Origin of the sequence: Brevundimonas diminuta, from assembly GCF_050310045.1 — a bacterium.
Taxonomy (GTDB): Bacteria; Pseudomonadota; Alphaproteobacteria; order Caulobacterales; family Caulobacteraceae; genus Brevundimonas; species Brevundimonas diminuta_F.
Genome location: NZ_CP190005.1, coordinates 533,876 through 550,510, shown reverse-complemented (window position 1 = coordinate 550,510; position 16,635 = coordinate 533,876). Strand labels below are relative to the sequence as shown.

At 63.6% G+C, this 16,635-nt stretch carries 14 protein-coding genes; 5 read left to right on the top strand and 9 right to left on the bottom strand.

Annotated features, from left to right (window positions below; all coding sequences use genetic code 11):
• Positions 1–132: 132 nt before the first annotated feature.
• On the top strand, positions 133–624 hold the full coding sequence (locus ACORJG_RS02605) for a hypothetical protein (RefSeq protein WP_427791376.1): 492 nt from the start codon (positions 133–135) through the stop codon (positions 622–624).
• Positions 625–636: 12 nt separating this feature from the next.
• On the opposite strand, the gene ACORJG_RS02600 is transcribed toward ACORJG_RS02605, so the two are convergent.
• From ACORJG_RS02600 to ACORJG_RS02590, 3 genes are all read right to left on the bottom strand, one after another.
• Positions 637–1,440, bottom strand: a complete 804-nt coding sequence (locus ACORJG_RS02600) for a pyrroline-5-carboxylate reductase family protein (protein ID WP_427791374.1) — start codon at positions 1,438–1,440, stop codon at positions 637–639.
• Entirely contained in the window at positions 1,440–1,943 is a 504-nt protein-coding gene (locus tag ACORJG_RS02595; protein ID WP_004370784.1) for a YbjN domain-containing protein, read from the bottom strand. The genes ACORJG_RS02600 and ACORJG_RS02595 overlap by 1 nt, the downstream gene beginning before the upstream one ends.
• A gap of 79 nt (positions 1,944–2,022) precedes the next feature.
• The gene (locus tag ACORJG_RS02590) at positions 2,023–2,322 is read right to left on the bottom strand and encodes an accessory factor UbiK family protein (protein WP_427791372.1); all 300 of its coding nucleotides are present in this window, start codon (positions 2,320–2,322) and stop codon (positions 2,023–2,025) included.
• Positions 2,323–2,502: 180 nt separating this feature from the next.
• Between ACORJG_RS02590 and lgt the strand changes: the two genes are divergently transcribed.
• Genes lgt through pgeF form a run of 4 tightly spaced genes read left to right on the top strand, consistent with a single transcriptional unit; the run spans position 2,503 to position 5,506 of the window.
• Positions 2,503–3,375, top strand: a complete 873-nt coding sequence (gene lgt / locus ACORJG_RS02585) for a prolipoprotein diacylglyceryl transferase (protein WP_427791370.1) — start codon at positions 2,503–2,505, stop codon at positions 3,373–3,375.
• Positions 3,376–3,382: 7 nt separating this feature from the next.
• Positions 3,383–4,456 carry a class I SAM-dependent methyltransferase gene (locus ACORJG_RS02580; protein WP_427791369.1) on the top strand — a complete coding sequence of 358 codons (1,074 nt, stop codon included), beginning with the start codon at positions 3,383–3,385 and terminating at the stop codon, positions 4,454–4,456.
• 34 nt (positions 4,457–4,490) lie between these two features.
• Entirely contained in the window at positions 4,491–4,739 is a 249-nt protein-coding gene (locus tag ACORJG_RS02575; RefSeq protein ID WP_427791367.1) for a helix-hairpin-helix domain-containing protein, read from the top strand.
• On the top strand, positions 4,736–5,506 hold the full coding sequence (gene pgeF, locus ACORJG_RS02570) for a peptidoglycan editing factor PgeF (RefSeq protein WP_427791366.1): 771 nt from the start codon (positions 4,736–4,738) through the stop codon (positions 5,504–5,506). The genes ACORJG_RS02575 and pgeF overlap by 4 nt, the downstream gene beginning before the upstream one ends.
• A gap of 176 nt (positions 5,507–5,682) precedes the next feature.
• Here pgeF and lpxC read toward each other — a convergent pair whose 3' ends face one another.
• The 6 genes from lpxC to ACORJG_RS02540 all read right to left on the bottom strand — a co-directional run bounded on the left by lpxC (position 5,683) and on the right by ACORJG_RS02540 (position 16,506).
• Positions 5,683–6,582: a UDP-3-O-acyl-N-acetylglucosamine deacetylase gene (gene lpxC, locus ACORJG_RS02565; RefSeq protein ID WP_427791364.1), complete on the bottom strand. Its 900-nt coding sequence runs from the start codon at positions 6,580–6,582 to the stop codon at positions 5,683–5,685.
• Between the two features lie 205 nt (positions 6,583–6,787).
• Positions 6,788–8,380, bottom strand: coding sequence for a cell division protein FtsZ (gene ftsZ, locus ACORJG_RS02560; RefSeq protein WP_427791362.1), 1,593 nt, complete (start codon positions 8,378–8,380; stop codon positions 6,788–6,790).
• A 280-nt stretch (positions 8,381–8,660) separates the two neighbouring features.
• A complete protein-coding gene (locus ACORJG_RS02555; protein WP_427791360.1) occupies positions 8,661–11,627 on the bottom strand; it encodes a TonB-dependent receptor domain-containing protein in 2,967 nt (988 codons plus the stop codon).
• A gap of 852 nt (positions 11,628–12,479) precedes the next feature.
• Positions 12,480–14,807: a TonB-dependent receptor domain-containing protein gene (locus ACORJG_RS02550; RefSeq protein ID WP_427791358.1), complete on the bottom strand. Its 2,328-nt coding sequence runs from the start codon at positions 14,805–14,807 to the stop codon at positions 12,480–12,482.
• A 94-nt stretch (positions 14,808–14,901) separates the two neighbouring features.
• Positions 14,902–15,840 carry a FecR family protein gene (locus ACORJG_RS02545; protein ID WP_427791356.1) on the bottom strand — a complete coding sequence of 313 codons (939 nt, stop codon included), beginning with the start codon at positions 15,838–15,840 and terminating at the stop codon, positions 14,902–14,904.
• Between the two features lie 147 nt (positions 15,841–15,987).
• Positions 15,988–16,506: an RNA polymerase sigma factor gene (locus ACORJG_RS02540; protein ID WP_427791354.1), complete on the bottom strand. Its 519-nt coding sequence runs from the start codon at positions 16,504–16,506 to the stop codon at positions 15,988–15,990.
• Positions 16,507–16,635: the final 129 nt, after the last annotated feature.

Here is a 16,635-nt window from a genome sequence, read left to right as displayed (position 1 = left end):
CGTTACAGGCCGACTACGCATCACGCGGGCAACACCAACAGCCGGAAAATGCACGACGCCCTAGCGAAAAGGTAAAATCATCGCCATCTTGGTCATCGTTCCAGGGGGGCCTGGAATCTGGAGCCTGAAGCCATGCGTCCTATCGCTTTTCTTGCACCCTTCGTCGCCGCAGCCGCCCTGTCCGGCGCTGTGGCGGCTCAACCCTCGGCCGTTGTCGTGACGGTCAGCCCGGACTTCGCCAAGGGCGCTGCTGAACTGGGCCAGCGTGATGTCGAGCAGCAGGTCAGCGACCTGACCCGCACGGTCGAGCGCGTGCTGACCCAGCGCAACGCCCTGGACGGCGCCCGTATCGAACTGGTCATCACCGATCTGAAGCCGAACCGTCCGACCATGCAGCAACTGGCCGACAAGCCGGGGCTGGATTCCATGCGCAGCCTGTCGATCGGCGGCGCGGCGGTCGAGGGCACAGTGACGACAGCCTCGGGCGAAGTTCAGCCGGTCAAGTTCGACTACTACACCCCGACCCTGGCTGACGCGCGCGGCGCGACGACCTGGACCGACGCCCAGCGCGCCTATGACCGGCTGGCCCGCAATCTGGCCGAGGGCCGCTTCGTCAAGCGCTGAAGCGTTTGATGATCAGGCGCTGAGTTCCGTGGACTTGGCGACCGCCGCCTTCACGGCGCTTTCGACAGAATGGTCGAGGGCGCCGTTTTCATTGAGGGCGATCAGACCGGCCTGCGTCACCCCGCCCGGCGAGGCCACGCGGTCGATCAGGGCGTTCAGCGCCTCGTCGCCCTCCACGCCCGCAGCAGCGGAACGAAGGGTGGCGCGCGCCAGACGGGCCGCAGCCTCGGGCGACAGGCCTTCCGCCTCTCCGGCCTCGGCCAGAGCCCGCGTGAAGGCGAAGAAATAGGCAGGGCCGCAGCCGGACACCGCCGTCGCCGCGTGCATCAGGGCCTCATCGTCCAGCAGGACCGTCTCGGCGATCGGCTCGAACAGTTCGCGCCCGATCTTCAGGGCATCCGTGTCGGCAGACCACAGCGTCGCAACGCCCTGCGCCTGAGCCACGCCGGTCGTCGGCATGACGCGCACGACCGGGCGGCCGTTGTAGCCCTCGGAGATCGTCTCGCCGCGCACCCCCGCCATGACCGAGACGATCACGGCGTCCGCCGCCAGATGCGGCAGCACAGCCTGCGCGGCCTCCAGCCATTTGGCGGGCTTCACGCCGATGACGAAGGCGCGGGCGTTCGCCAGTTCCTCCAGCGGCGGATTGATCCGCGCGCCCTTCGCCCGCGCCGCCTCGGCGACCGGTTTTTCGGACGGCGTCAGAATGATCAGATCGGCCGGATCGACGGCGCCCGTCGCCAGCCAGCCTTCCAGAATAGCCGAGCCGAGGCGCCCCACGCCCTGAAGCACGACCGGACGCCCAGAACCACTCATCAGGCGTTGCCCACCGTCTCGAACAGGCAGGCGTCGATCGCCTCCTTCGGCTTCTTGGAGCCGCGCACCATGAAGTCGAACGCCGGATAATAACGGTCCGCCGCCTCGACCGCTGCGTCGATCATGGACGCCGCCTGCGCCAGCGTCGGGCGCTCGGTGTGCGGCAGGGCCAGGGCGTGGCGGAAGACGATCTCGCCCTCGTCCGGCCAGATCTCGAAATGGCCCAGCCAGGTGCGCTGATTGATCATCGACACCAGTTCATAGGCCGCCGCGCGGCGCGTCTTGGCCACCCGCAGGTCCAGCGCCAGGCACAGTTGCAGGCAGTCGCCCTCGGGCCGCCAGGCGAACCAGAGTTCGTAATCCTTCCAGTCGCCGGCCAGGGCGAAGGCCAGATCGCCCTCGTCCGTGCGGTCGAACGGCAGGTTCTCCGCCGTCAGGACGTGTTCGACCACATCCAGCGGATCAAAGGGCAGGTCGACCTCTTCGGGTCTCACAGCATCCATCAGGCGTTCAACTTCTTCAGCAGCGGCAGCGACTCAAATGAGCGCTTTCGAGGACGGTAGGCGTGTTCGCAGATTCGGCTCAACCGGCTGAATCCGGGGTCGAGGCGGCGTCTGTGGACGGTCCCTTGACGGCCTTCTTCGGCGCGGGCCCAGGACTTGAAGGAGCGGCCTTCAGCGCCGCGATCTCGGCGCGCAGGGCGGCGATCTCGTCCTTCAGCACATCGAACTCGTCGCGGCGGACCAGATCCATTTCGGCGACGAAGCGGTCGGCCTGTGCGCGCCAGGCGGCCTTGGCCTCTTCACCCGCGGCCTGAGCCAGACCCATGGCGCCGGTCGTCAGCTTGGCGAACTCATCAAGGAGGGGGTTGCGCGTCTGCATGTGCGGCCTCTTGAGAACTCCCGGACCATCGGCCCGAACGTGGTTAACGGTGCATTGATTTGGGTAAACCAAACCTTACCTGTCTGCGGCCTATAGACTGCTTCGCGGGAAAAGCGCGCGACGAATGCAGCCGCCCTTGCTAGACCATGGACAACTTCTGAAGGCGCAGACGGAGGCCCCGTGCCCTTTCCCGAATTCGATCCAGTCCTGATCCATCTCGGTCCCTTGCCCATCCGCTGGTACGCCCTGGCCTATGTGGCCGGGATCGTGCTGGGCTGGTGGTACGCCTCACGCCTGGCCAAGACCGAGCGGCTGTGGGCGCCGGGCCGCTCGCCCGTCGGCGGACAGCAACTGGACGATCTGGTGCTGTGGATCACGCTGGGCGTCATCCTGGGCGGCCGCCTCGGCTACGCCCTCTTCTACAAGCCGGCGATGTTCGCCCAGTTGTTCACCGGCGACAGTCTGGGCGAGCGGCTGGAACTGCTGCAGCTGTGGACCGGGGGCATGAGCTTCCACGGCGGCTTCCTCGGCGTCGTCATCGCCATCGCCCTTTACGCCCGCCGCCAGAAGGTGAACCCGCTCAGCCTGGGCGACCTGATCGCCCCGGTCGCGCCGCTGGGCCTGTTCTTCGGCCGCATCGCCAACTTCATCAACGGCGAGCTGTGGGGCCGCGAGACGACGGTTCCCTGGGCCATCCGCTTCTGCAACGAGCGCATCCAGCAGATGTACGGCTTCTGCCCCGCCGGCAATGAGCCGCGCCACCCCAGCCAGTTGTATGAGGCCGGGCTTGAGGGCCTGCTGCTGTTCATCGTCCTTTCGCTGGCGATCTGGAAGTGGCGGATGTTCAAGCGCCCCGGCTTCGTCACCGGCCTGTTCCTGCTGGGCTATGGCGTCTGTCGCGCCGCGCTGGAGAACGTGCGCCAGCCCGACGCCGGGCTGGAGAACCTGCCGCTGGGCCTGACCATGGGGATGATCCTGTCGATCCCGATGATGCTGGTCGGCGCCTGGCTGATCTGGCGGGCGCTGAAGAAGCCGGTCGTCACGGAGGCGTAAGACCATCATGGCGGAGACGCTCAAGGACCGGCTGGTCCGCGAGATCGTGCTGACCGGGCCGATGACGGTGGCGGACTACGTCACCCGCTGCCTGCACGACCCCAGAGGCGGCTATTACGCCACGCGCCCGGCGCTGGGCGAACGCGGCGACTTCATCACCGCCCCCATGGTCAGCCAGATGTTCGGCGAACTGATCGGCCTGTGGGCGGTCGAGACCTGGACGCGCCTTGGCGCGCCCGAGCGGGTGCGACTGGTCGAGGTCGGGCCCGGCGACGGCACGCTGATGTCCGACGTGCTGCGCGCCGCGCGGCTGGTTCCCGGCTTCCTGCAGGCGGTAGACTTGATCCTGATTGAGCCGAGCGCGCCGCTGCGCGCCGAACAGGCCCGGCGCCTGGCCGACTCCGACGTGCATCCGCGCTGGCTCAGCGCCCTGCACAAGGTCGAGACGGACGCCCCCGTCATCCTGATCGCCAATGAGGTGCTGGACTGCCTGCCGGCGCGCCAATTCATCAAGACGGAAGGCGGCTGGGCCGAGCGCCGCATCGGCGTCACCGACGACAATGAGCTGACCTTCGGCCTGACCGCCATCGCCGACGGCTTCGAAACGCCCGGCTTCGACGTAGAACCCGGCCAGATCATCGAGATTTCAGAACAACAGGCCGCCTTCGGCCGCGATCTCGCCAGCCTGATCCGCGCCGCCTCGGGCGCCGCCCTGCTGATCGACTACGGCCGCAGCAGACCCGAGGCGGGCGACACCCTTCAGGCCCTGCGGCGGCACCAGAAGGTCGAACCGCTGTCCACGCCGGGCGAGGCCGACCTGACGCAATGGGCCGACTTCCCGCTGGTGCTGGAGGCCGCCGTGCGTGGCGGCGCCGACGTCACCGGCTGCGTCGGCCAGGGCGCCTTCCTCAAGGCGCTGGGGATCGAAGCCCGCGCCCAGCGATTAATGCAGGGACGCCCAGAAGCCGCTCCGGTCATCCAGCGGCAACTGGACCGCCTGACCGCGCCGGACCAGATGGGCGCACTGTTCAAGGCGGCGGCGATCTTCTCGCCGCGCTCGCTGATGCTGCCGGGCTTCTGACGCGGCCCGCCCGATGATGGAGGCTGATACGGCCATGACCTTCACCGACCACGAACGCCAGATCCTGCTGGCCACCAAGGGCGTCGGCCCCAAGGTGATCGAGCGGCTGGAAGAACTGGGCGTCGGCGGCTTCGCCCGTCTGGCCCAGGCCGACGCGGCCGTCGTGTGCGCAGGCGCCGCCGCCAGCCTCGGCTCGACCTGTTGGAAGAACAGCCCCCAGGCCCGAAAAGCCGTTCAGGCCGCCATCGACGCCGCCCGCACTGAGCTGGAGCGCGCCGCATGAGCCTGAACCCGATCACCCATCCGCTGCTGACCAGGGCCGGGGTGCGCCATGGCTTCTTCACCCGCGCGGGCGGCGTATCGGACGGCCTCTACGCCGGACTGAACGCGGGCGTCGGCTCCAAGGACGACCCGTCTCACGTCGCCGAAAACCGCCGCCGCGTCGCCGAATGGATGGGCGGCGGCGCCGACGACCTGTGCGGCTGCTATCAGGTCCACTCCGCCGTCGCCCGCGTGGCTGAAAGCGGCTGGGCCGGAGAACGTCCCGAGGGCGACGCCGTGGTGGCGGGCGTAAAGGGCCCGGTCCTGACCGTCCTGACCGCCGACTGCGCCCCCGTGCTGTTCGCCGATGCCGAGGCGGGCGTGGTCGGCGCCGCTCACGCAGGCTGGAAGGGGGCCCTGGGCGGCGTCATCCACTCGACCGTCACTGCCATGCAGGCCCTGGGCGCCGAGCCCTCGCGCATCGTCGCCGTTGTCGGCCCGTGCATCGCGCAAGGCTCATACGAAGTCGGCGCCGACTATCAGGACCGCTTCGCCCACCACGACCCCGGCAGCGAACGCTTCTTCGCCCCCGGCGCAGCGCCCGACAAGCGCCAGTTCGACCTGCCCGGCTTCGTTCTTTGGCGACTGGAGCAGGCAGGCGTCGGCGAGGCGGCGTGGACCGGCGACGACACGCGCGCGGACGAAGGGCGGTTCTACTCCAACCGCCGCGCCTATCTGGCCAGCGAACCGGATTTCGGCCGGTTGATCAGCGCGATTACACTAAGCTGACCCTTCTCCCCTTGTGGGAAAAGGTGGGCGCCGGAGGCGCTCGGATGAGGGGTGTCAGCGCGGCATCTAAAAATTAGCGAGGACGGCGACGCGACAATCTGGATGCCAGGGCGTCGCCACCCCTCATCCGTCAGGCTCCGCCTGCCGCCTTCTCCCTCAAGGGGAGAAGGAAGCGGTCAGCCCGCCATCGCCATGTCAGGCACGCGAACCGTCTCACGCCAGGCATCCGGCTGGGCCAGCAGGGCGCGGACCAGCTTGTTGTTCAAGGCGTGGCCCGCCTTGACGCCTTCGTAGCGGCCCAGCAGGGGCGCGCCGAGGACATACAGGTCGCCGATGGCGTCCAGCGCCTTGTGGCGCACGAACTCGCGTTCCATGCGCAGGCCGCCGGGGTTCAGGATCTGGTCGCCGTCGATGACCACGGCGTTCTCCAGCGAGCCGCCACGGGCCAGACCGGCCTGACGCAGGGCCTCGACCTCATGGGCGAAGCCGAAGGTGCGGGCGGCCATGATGTCCGAGCGGAAGGTCGGCTCATCCACGACGAAATCCACCACCTGATTGCCGATAACCGGCGTCGGGAAATCGATCTCGAAGCGCATCTCATAGCGGTCGCAGGGCAGAAGGACGGCGGACTTGTCGCCCTCTTCCACCCGGATCGGCTTCAGGATCTCGATAAAGGTCTGTGGCGCTTCCTGACGGCGGAACCCCGCGCGATCCAGAAGTTGCACGAACTGCAGGGCCGATCCGTCCAGGATCGGCAGTTCCGGCCCGTCGACCTCGATCACGGCGTTGGAGACGCCCAGCGCAGCCAGTGCAGCCATCAGGTGCTCGATCGTCGACAGGCGCACGCCCGCCGCATTCTCGATCATGGTGTTCAGGCGCGCATCCACGACCGCCTCGCCCGAGACAGGGATGCGGTTGTCGCGGTCGGTGACGTCCGTGCGCACGAAGACGATGCCGTGGCCGGGCGCAGCCGGGCGCACGACCAGACGCACGCGGCGGCCAGTGTGCACGCCGACGCCGGCGCAGATGGCCGGGGAGACGATGGTCTGTTCGTACTGGTCGTTGCGGACCGTCACTCGGAAACTCTCTGTTGCGCGACCCGCCCCAAACGGGACGATCTTCGCCTCACCTGTCGTTTACGCCTCGGGGCTCAAGCTCGAAATGAAAGTCGAGTTTCGGATTGTTTCGGTTCGGCGACACGTCCCGCCCCCTGTCACCACACGTAAAAACGCCCCGGAGGTCGGCTCCGGGGCGCTTCAATATCAGGACTTTTGGGGTCGATCAGTTCGCGAGGCGGCGAAGAAAGGAAGGGATTTCCAGATCGTCGTCGTCGGACTGGCCCACCTGCGGGTCCTGCTGCTGAGGTTGCATCGACTGGGTCTGGCGCAACTGCTGGGTCGTGCGGTTCGACGACGGCGGCGGCGCATAGGACTGTTGCTGCTGCGGCTGCTGGCGCTTGCGACCGAACAGGCTCCAGCCGCTGCGGCGATGGTCGCGTTCGTCGTAGAAGGACTCCTCGGCGGGCTCTTCATGACGGGCGGCCGGACGCTGGGCCGGTTGCTGCGGCGCCGACTGCTGACGCTGAGGCGCGCGGTCGAAATAGAGGTCGCCCTGCTCGGTCGAGGCGGCAGGCTGAGTGCGGCTGGCGCCCTGCTCATATTCCTCGACCCACGGATCGACGATCGGCTCAAGGTTGCGCGGCGCGTCACGGATGACCGGCTCAGGCTTGGCTTCAAACTTCGGCTCCGGCGCACGAGCGGCCGGGGCTTCATAGGTTGGAGCGGGCGCAGGCTGCGGCGCAGCCTCACGAACCGGATCGATGCGGACTTCGGGCTGACGCGGCGCTGCGTTCGGCAGGCCGGCCGTGCGGCTGAAGGCCTGTCCCTGCGGCTCGATCTGCTGGATCACAGCCTCGTCCATACCGGTCGCCACGACCGAGACGCGGATCTTGCCATCCAGGGCCGGATCGAAAGCGGCGCCAAAGATGATGTTCGCGTCGCCGTCCACTTCGCCGGCGATGGCGTTGGCGGCCTCGTCGACTTCCAGCAGGGTCATGTCCATGCCGCCGGTGATGTTCACCAGCACGGCCTTGGCGCCCTTCAGGCTGGTTTCGTCCAGCAGCGGGTTGGCGATGGCGTTCTGGGCCGCCAGCAGGGCGCGGTCGTCGCCCGTGGCCTCGCCCGTGCCCATCATGGCTTTGCCCATCTCACTCATCACGGCGCGAACGTCGGCGAAGTCCAGGTTGATCAGGCCCGGCAGGATCATCAGGTCGGTGATCGAGCGCACGCCCGAGTGCAGCACCTGATCCGCCATGCCGAAGGCGTCGGAGAAGGTGGTGCGTTCGTTGGCGACGCGGAACAGGTTCTGGTTCGGGATGACGATCAGGGTGTCGACGTAACGCTGCAGCTCTGCCACGCCGGCGTCGGCCAGGCGCATCCGGTGGCGACCCTCGAAGGTGAAGGGCTTGGTCACCACGCCGACGGTCAGGATGCCGCGATCACGCGCGCATTTGGCGATGACCGGCGCCGCGCCGGTGCCGGTGCCGCCGCCCATGCCGCAGGTGATGAAGACCATGTGCGCGCCTTCCAGGTGCGCGTGAATTTCGTCCGCGCTCTCCTCGGCGGCGTTCATGCCGACTTCAGGGTGAGCGCCTGCTCCCAGCCCCTGCGTGATGGTTTCACCCAACTGAATGCGGCGGTCGGTCTTCGCGAAGCTCAGATGCTGGGCGTCGGTGTTGGCGACGACGAACTCCACGCCCTCAAGGCCGGAGTCGATCATATTGTTGACCGCGTTTCCGCCCGCTCCGCCTACGCCGAACACGACGATGCGGGGCTTCAATTCCGTGGCTTCCGGCCTGACCAGCGAGAGAGACATTATAAAATTCCGACCTAAGGACCCTGCCCTTCGTCCCCGATGCGAACTCCCCGCCGAATCGCATTGGTTATGAGCGCGTTAAGGAAAACCCCGACTGCGTTAACGAAGGGTTACCTTATCTAATATGAGTCGGCCTTTACGTAAGCGCTCGATTAAGGGAGGTGCGCATATTCAGGCGCTTCCTCGAACGAAAAAGCGTAAAGGCTGCGCTCGCCAGGCACGAAAAAGGGGAGAACCTAGGCCCTCCCCTTTCCGTCTACAGTTGACTTATAAGTGTCACTTAGAAGGTCAGCCGCAGGCCACCGAAGAACTGGCGGCCGAACAGTTCATATTGCGAGTCACTAAAGCCTCTCGTGTAGGGCAGACGTTCGTCGAATACGTTGTTAATGCCCACATACATCTCGGTGTTGTTCGCATAAAACACACCGCCACTCAAGCGCACACGAACGATCAGATCGTGATAGATTTGAGAGTCAATATACGGGATATTGGTGGTTTCTTCTTGCGAGGGATTCAGAGCCTTGGTCGTTTCGTAGGTAGCAACCTTATCTTCGAAACGGGCTTCCCACCCAACAGTGAGCGGACCACGGGTCCAGTTCACATTGGTGGTCACACGCCACACCGGGTTACCAACTTCGCCGCGGTTCATGTTGATAACATCAGGCTTGTTCTGGAACTGGTACGTGTTGAACTTTTCGAGGTGAGTGGCCTTCATGCCAAACGAAAGATTACCTCTTGCGCGGCTCATGAACTGCCACTTCTGACCCAGATCTTCCAGGTTTTGGCTGTAGGTTGCCACAACATCCCAGCCACTGGTCTCAAATTTCGAGGTATTCACATACGTATTACGCAACATATTGATGTTACCGAACATATTCGAAGTCGGATCGGTGTTGCGATCAAACAAGCTACAGAACGTCAAGTCCATGCCGCCTGGCGAATCATAGCAGTTGTTTAGGATCGTCTGGTCACCAACTTGCGCGATAGCATCATCGATCTGAATGCTGAAATAATCCACCGTCACAGCTAGGCCACGTGCGAAGCTGGGCTGCAAGATAACACCGGCGGTCCAGCTCTTCGAGCTTTCCGGATTAAGATCCGGATTACCACCCACCGTCTTATCGATCGATGCGTTGGTGTTCGAAGCCCACGGCAATTGCGGTATTCTGTTATCCAATGCGCAGTTTGCGGCACGGTTCGGATTTGCGTTAATGCGGCTCTTATCGCAAGGATCAACGATATTTGTGAAGGTTTCCGTGATCGGCAAGAAGGCTTCGGTGATGTTTGGCGCACGAACAGCTTCACCCACAGTGCCGCGGAACGTCACACTCGGAATCGGCGCATACAACAGACCGATCTTCCAGGCTTCGGCCTTGCCGGTGTGCGAATAGTCGGCGGAGCGATAAGCACCATCCAACGTCAGACGGTGAGCGAACTTCTTGTCAGCCAACAACGGAAGGCTGACTTCGGCGAACCATTCACTTACGTCAAAACCGCCGACCGAATCCGGCTGTGCAGCCGATTCAGACAGACCCGTCTTTTCGAAAGCGTCGTTCAGCGCAGCGCTACTCTCTTCGCGATACTCAAAACCACCGGCGAAGCCGATTGGGCCTCCCGGCAGATTGAGGAAGCGCTCGGTATCAAAGGTGAACACGCCCGACAGAACCTTCTGCGTCAGCTTATGCGTGCTGAGCGAAGAGTGGGTGACATAGTTGATAGCTTCAGCAGTGTTCTGCCCGATGAACGGGTTGTAGGGCACACAGGCGCCGCCAACCATGCCTTCAGGAGCCGCCGTCGGGTCAAGCGTCGAGCGGCAAACGATGCTGCCATCCGGTGCTCGCACCGCGTCGATTGCCGCCGAGTAGTTGCCCGGGATACGGGTGCCCGTGGTGCGGAATTCGTTATTGGTGCGACCGTAGTTATACGACAGATCCCAACTGATCGGCGCAAAACCGGCATCGAAATCACCTTCAAGGCCACCGACCACACGGGTCGTTGCACGCTCAACACGCGACTTGCGGCCGCCGGTGTCGCCGAGGAAGCGGTTCACCATCATACCGCCTGCACCCAGATACGGCCCCGCAGCGGCTATCATTTCCGGCGTCAGGAAAGCATTGTCAGGTTGAACTGTTTCTTCAAAGAAGCTGAAAGACGGCTGATAATTATCGTCGAATGTAGAACGGATATGTTTGGCGTCCACATACGCACGGATGTTCGGCATCAGATCAAAGTGAGCTACAGTGTTAAAACCGACACGCTCTGACTTAGGAATGACCACCTGCCAGTCTTCAACAAAGAAGCAGCTATCGCAATATTCTCCAAACGTGCCGAAAGCGGCGCTGTTCTCACCTGTGCGGGCCGGTTGCTTGACAAAAATTCCGTCGGCCGTAAAGCCATAGGATTCACCCGTATATGCGTTGTAGAATACACCGCGTTCATCGATCATCTCGCTGCCGAGATAATTGGCCCACAAGCGGTTCGGAATGCCATTACCCGGAAGTCCGGTCGGATCTGCAGGGTTAATGATGGTCCCGGAACGCAGGGCTAATTCCGGCACTTCTGGGGCCATGACCTGTTTGGTGCCGTCGGCGAAGAAGCTGAAGGCCGCGTTACCGCGACCATTGGCAAAATTGCCGCCGATCGTGGCATCCATCGACCAGCGCTCGTTCAAACCCTCTTCGCTGATACCGTAGGTTGTGCCAAATTCCATGCCCTCGAAATCATCGCGCAGCAGGATGTTCACAACACCCGACACAGCATCCGAGCCATAGATAGCCGATGCACCGCCGGTAACCACTTCGACACCCTTGACCAAGGCGGTCGGAACAGCGTTCAGGTCCACAGCCGTGCTACCGGCTGACCCGCCGACATGGCGCTTGCCGTTAACCAACGTCAGGGTGCGATTCGCACCTAGGCTGCGAAGGTTGGCCTGGTTCAGACCCACGGTCGAGCCGCCGCTGTCAGCGTTGGCGCGAACAGTGTTGGTGCGACCCATACCTGGCATTTCCGCCAGAATGTCACCCAGGTTCGTTGTGCCTGAATTCCTGATGGATTGCTGCGTGATGGTCGAAACCGGAGCCGGTTGCTCGAGATTGGGGCGCGCAATACGCGAGCCCGTGACGACGATTTCACCGAGTTCGGTCACGTCCGCATCTCGCTCTTCCTGTGTAGTTTGGGCGAGAACCGGAACCGACATCACGAGAACCCCCGCGAGCACCGTGCTTCCTAACAGATATTTGCGCTTCAAGTGCATAGTTACCCCAACCTTGAATAAAAACTGCACAGCGCAGCGTCTGCGCTACGCCTCACAATTCATCGGTCTAAGCGAAAAATGGCGGCAGGCAACCTTTGTGGCTCAAATTAGACCAACAGGTGACGCAGATGTAACAACGAAGACACACTTAAGCGCGCCCACAATGGCTTCGATCATATCGGCTCCTGATGATTTTTCTTTTTCTAGGAGCCTTTTTACGGGATATAATTCAATACTACACATCACCCACAAACCAACGATTTGTTAATTTTAGCCCAAAATAAGGCGCGCGCCTTATCTCAGCGCCCTCCTCCAGAAAACGCCATGGCCGAATCCACAGGCTTCGCGCCCATAAACGCGCTCAAACTCCAAGTTTCAGACTTATATCAGCAACTAGCTAAAGGCCGCGTGCAATCTCACAGATTATCTCTCAGCCAGCCCGGAGCCCTATGCACCATGCCGGCAGATATAGATGATATGATGGGTTAACGCATCATAATTTAAATAGATATTACGCGCCCTACCTAGAAACTCCCGATATTTTTTGCCCTATTTATTACTAGGCGAGCAGAAATTAATAATAAGTAGGGCGCGATATTAGAAATATCCTGCATAAATTTCCCACATCGCTTCAAATACCCCAAAAAGGTGGAGAGGTTAATTCAATAGTAAAGAATGAGCACTCAACATATATCAAATGATATGTAAAAAATGGACAGCATTATAAATACTATTGAAATCACTTTAGTTAAAGTAGAGCCATTTTATAACAAAATCATCGACACCAAATCACAAATAGGTTTTGCATAAGATCAGATTTTGAACTGAAATAAGAAAGACAGCCACTCAACGCTCGTTCCGCCAGGTTAATGCTATGCCGCCGGTGCGCGGGCGGATCGGGGTGGTCGCCAGGGCCTCCGGCAGGCTAAAGGGATCGCCGAAGGCGAAGGTGTTGGCGGAACTGTTGAACGGATTGTCAACATAGGCCGTGAGGCGCCAGCGCTGCATGGCCAGTCCCGCCGCGAGGCGGCCGGTGACATAGTCGCCCATATCGTTGCGAGGCGCGGCCTCAAAGGTCAGACGCGATGGGCCGACATAGGCGACATTGGCCGAGGCGAAGACCGCAAGGTCAGGCGCAATCTGACGCTTCCAGTTCACATGGACATTAGCTGAAACGGCCGGCACGCCGGGCAGGCTGGTCCGCGGCCGCGCCTCGAAATCGATGCTCGGCCGTATCAGTCTGGGATTGGAGAAAAGGGCGTTCGCCTTGAATTCCAGATTGGACGTCGGTCGCCAGTTGGTTTCCAGCTCCAGACCCGTATTGACGCCGTCTCCGACATTGACGGCGTAGACCAGACCGCTGGGCAGGAACTGGTCGCTCTGGATGCCCGTCCAATTGGCATGGAAAACGGCGACGCGCGCCTGCACACGACCATCCCACAACAACCCCTTGGCCCCGACCTCATAATTCCACAGGACATCGCCGGAATAGACCTGATCCGGCTCAATGTACTGGCCCTCAAAACTCCAGTCGACTGGCCCGGCGGTGTTGAAACCGCCCGCCCGGTGCCCTCTGGCGATCTGGACGTAACCGGACCACGAACCCGGCGGCTGATAGGACAGCGTCACGCGGGGAGAGAAGCCCCTGTCCTCGCCTTCACCCTCAAAGCTGCGCTCATTTTCGCCTTGGCGGACCAGCGACCGCGTGTGGTCCACGCCCCGGTAATAGCGCCCGCCAAGCGCCAGGTTCACGTTCTCCGTCAGATCATAGGCCGCCTCTCCGAAAACGGCGAGTTCGCGTCGCTCGTCCTGACGCTCCTCGGAATAGGTCAGGTCGCGAAACGGCCAGAGCGTCCAGAGCCTGGCGTCGCTACGGGTCTCGCCCGTCGAGGCGAAGACGCCGGTCAGCCACCGCAGGCGGCCGCGTTGGGGCGAACTATAGACGGTTTCAAAGATCGTCAGATCAATCTTCTTGATGTCATCCAGCGCGCCGATACGGCCCTGAGAACCGAAGAACTCCAGCCCGGCGGAAGCGTCGTAACGGCTGGCGAACGCATGGTCGACGCGTGACAGGGTGGTCTCCAGCCGCCCCCAGTCGCCTTTGCCTTCCAGCGACAGATGCGCTTCGCGGAGTTCGTTGTCATGCGGCTCGCGCACAAGTCTGGCGCGGGTATGGCCGCCGGACTTCCGGTAGACATAGTGGGTGTCTTCCGTCTGGATGCGCTGGCGGATGCCGCCTGCGTTCAGGATCCACCCGTCATCCAGATTGAACGAAGCCGCAATCCGGCCGCCGCGCCGCCGGCCGGTGTTGACGCGCCTCAGGCTCTGGCTTTCATCGTTCAGATAGCCGCCCTTCTCTTCGGAATAGAAGACGCTGCGGATTGCGCCGTGCTGACCCGGCAGCGGCGTGTTGGACATCACGGAGACGTCGGTGTTCCGCCCTCCGCCCTCGATCTTGGACAGGGAGGCGTTCATTTCCAGTTGTTCATTCACGGCGTCGGGCGCGGCCGGAACGATCCGCACGATGCCGCCGATCGGCCCGGTGCCATAGAGCGCGCCCTGCGGCCCGCGCAGCACCTCCACCCGGTCCAGATCAATCAGTTTCAGGTCAGGATCGGGCGCGCTGTAGGTAAGGGGCGACCGATTGAAATAGATGCCCACCGTCGACTGGGTCTGGCCGGTGAAGGCGCCGTCCGACATGCCGCGCAGAAAGATCTTGTTGCGGCCCGAGCCCAGGTTGGTGACCGTCATGCCGGCGACAAGGGCGCTGAGGCCGTCGGCGCCCTCGGCGCCCGCGTCCTCGATCTGGGCGTCCGACAGGGCAGTGATGGCGGTGGCGGCCGACTGAGGCGAACCGGTCCGCCGCTCGGCCGTCACGATCACATCGCTGAGTTGCGTGACGACCGCCTCATAGGGCGCAGGCGATGGGAGGGCGGCGCTCGTCGCTGGCCGCGGAGGGCGGGTCGACGAACGGCGGATGACGATGCTGCGGTTTGGGCCGTAAGCGTGGTCGCAACCGCTCCCGGCCAGCACACGGTTCAGGGCGGCGTCCAGCGTCATGACGCCAAGCAGGCGCTCCGAGACGCCCCGGCAGGCGCCCAGATCGCCGCCCATCGGCGTCCGCGCCTGGATGGCGACATCCAGCAGGGCTTCGGAGCGGCGTTGCGGCGGCACATTGAAGCGGAAAGTCCGCTCGGAGGCCGCGGCGACAGGCGCCCACAGGGCCCCGCCGCATGCCAGGATGATCGTTGCGCAGGCGACGCTGCGCCTAACGCGCAGTAATGCGAACCTCGTTTGAGGCGCGAACAATCCTGACAGGGGCAAAGGCTTCCAACTGCCCAAGGACGGCTACTTCATCATCCGCTTTCAACACGCCGCTGAACCGCAGTTCGCGCGCCGCATCATCCGCTATAACCGCCTTGTCCAGATAGAGCGACAGGTCATCGACGACCTCGGCCAGACGAGCCTCATGATAGACCAGAATGCCGTCACGACGAACGCCGATCGTCGTGGGGTCCGCGCTCGCGACCGAGACGGCGCCCCGGCCGGACTGGCGCAGGCTCTGCCCAGCGGACAGGGCCGTCGCCCGGCCAGATCCCGCAGGGGTTACGGCGACCCGCCCCCGCTCGACCTGAACGACAAAGCGCTCGCCCTGATGGATGACGTCGAAGGCCGTGCCCAGCACCCGCACGCTGTGGTCGCCGGTGCTGACGACAAAGGGGCGACCCGCGTCATGGGTCACGTCAAACGCGGCCTCGCCGCCGCCCAGAAGAATATCCCGCTGGCGACGGCCGATCCGCGCCTCCAGCGTCGTGTTGCGATTGAGCCAGACTTCCGACCCGTCCGCCAGGATTATGGTTTCGGCCCGGTCGCCCGTGACGTGCCTTTCGACGTGGTGGCCCGCCATCTGGGTCCAGACGCCCAGCGCCAGCACGGCGCAGGCCGCCGTCGCCGCCACGCCGTACATCCAGCGCCGCCTTCCGCCGTGAACCGGGCGGTCGTCATTGGCAGGTTTCAGGGGCGCGGCTGCGTCTTCGTCTTCAGCTTCGACCCAGGCGCGTTCGACCGCATCATAGGCCAGCCGTCGCTCCGGATCGGCTTCGATCCAGTCGATGAAGGCCAGCCAGTCGGCCTCGCCCGCTTCGAGATCGCGCAGCCTGGCGAACCAGGCGACGGCCTCTTCCATGGTCTGTGTCCTGTCGATCATCGCCTCACGTCCGGCGCTTCGGGCCAAACGCCTCCATCCCATTGACGACACGGAACGCCGAACGCCTCAACGCAGCCTTCCAGCCCCACTTTATCCGCGCGTCCCTCTGCGCGCGCGGGCGGCCGCTCGACCATCGCCGGCATCCGATCACGCGCCCTCATGGTCGCGCCTCGTCGCCAGCGCCTTCAAGGCCTGCATCATGCGTTTCTCGACGGTGCTGCGCGACACGCCGAGACGGGACGCCACCTCGGCGTAGCTGAGCGCTTCGAACTTGTGCATGCGGAAAACAGTCTGCGTCCCCTCGGGCAGATCCGCCAGGACGGCCGAGACGGCGGCCAGCCCCTGACGCCCCGCCACCACCGCTTCGGCGGACGGCGCTTCATCGACCTCGCCCTGATGCAGGGTCGCCCAGGCGCCGTCTCGCGCGGCGGACCGCATCCCCGAACGCCAGCGGTCCATCATCAGATTGGAGGCCAGTCGATACAGATAGGCTCTGGGCTCGCGCACCTCGATGTCCGGCGCGGCCTGAAGTTTCAGATACAGTTCCTGGACCAGGTCCTCGACATCAGCCTGCGGCCCCAGCCGCGCCCGGAAGAAGCGCCCGAGGGCGTCGCGCTGTTCGAGATAGACCGCGAAGAGGTCCGGGCCACCAAGAGGCGGGCTCAACGGCGCCCCCCCGCTCTCGGTCCGGATGAGGGTGGTCTCATGGTTTTCTGCAAGGCAGCCGACATCTTCGGGTTCATGCCTCGCGCCTTACGATGAGGCAAGCGGTCGAGCGCGCCGTCTTAAGGAACG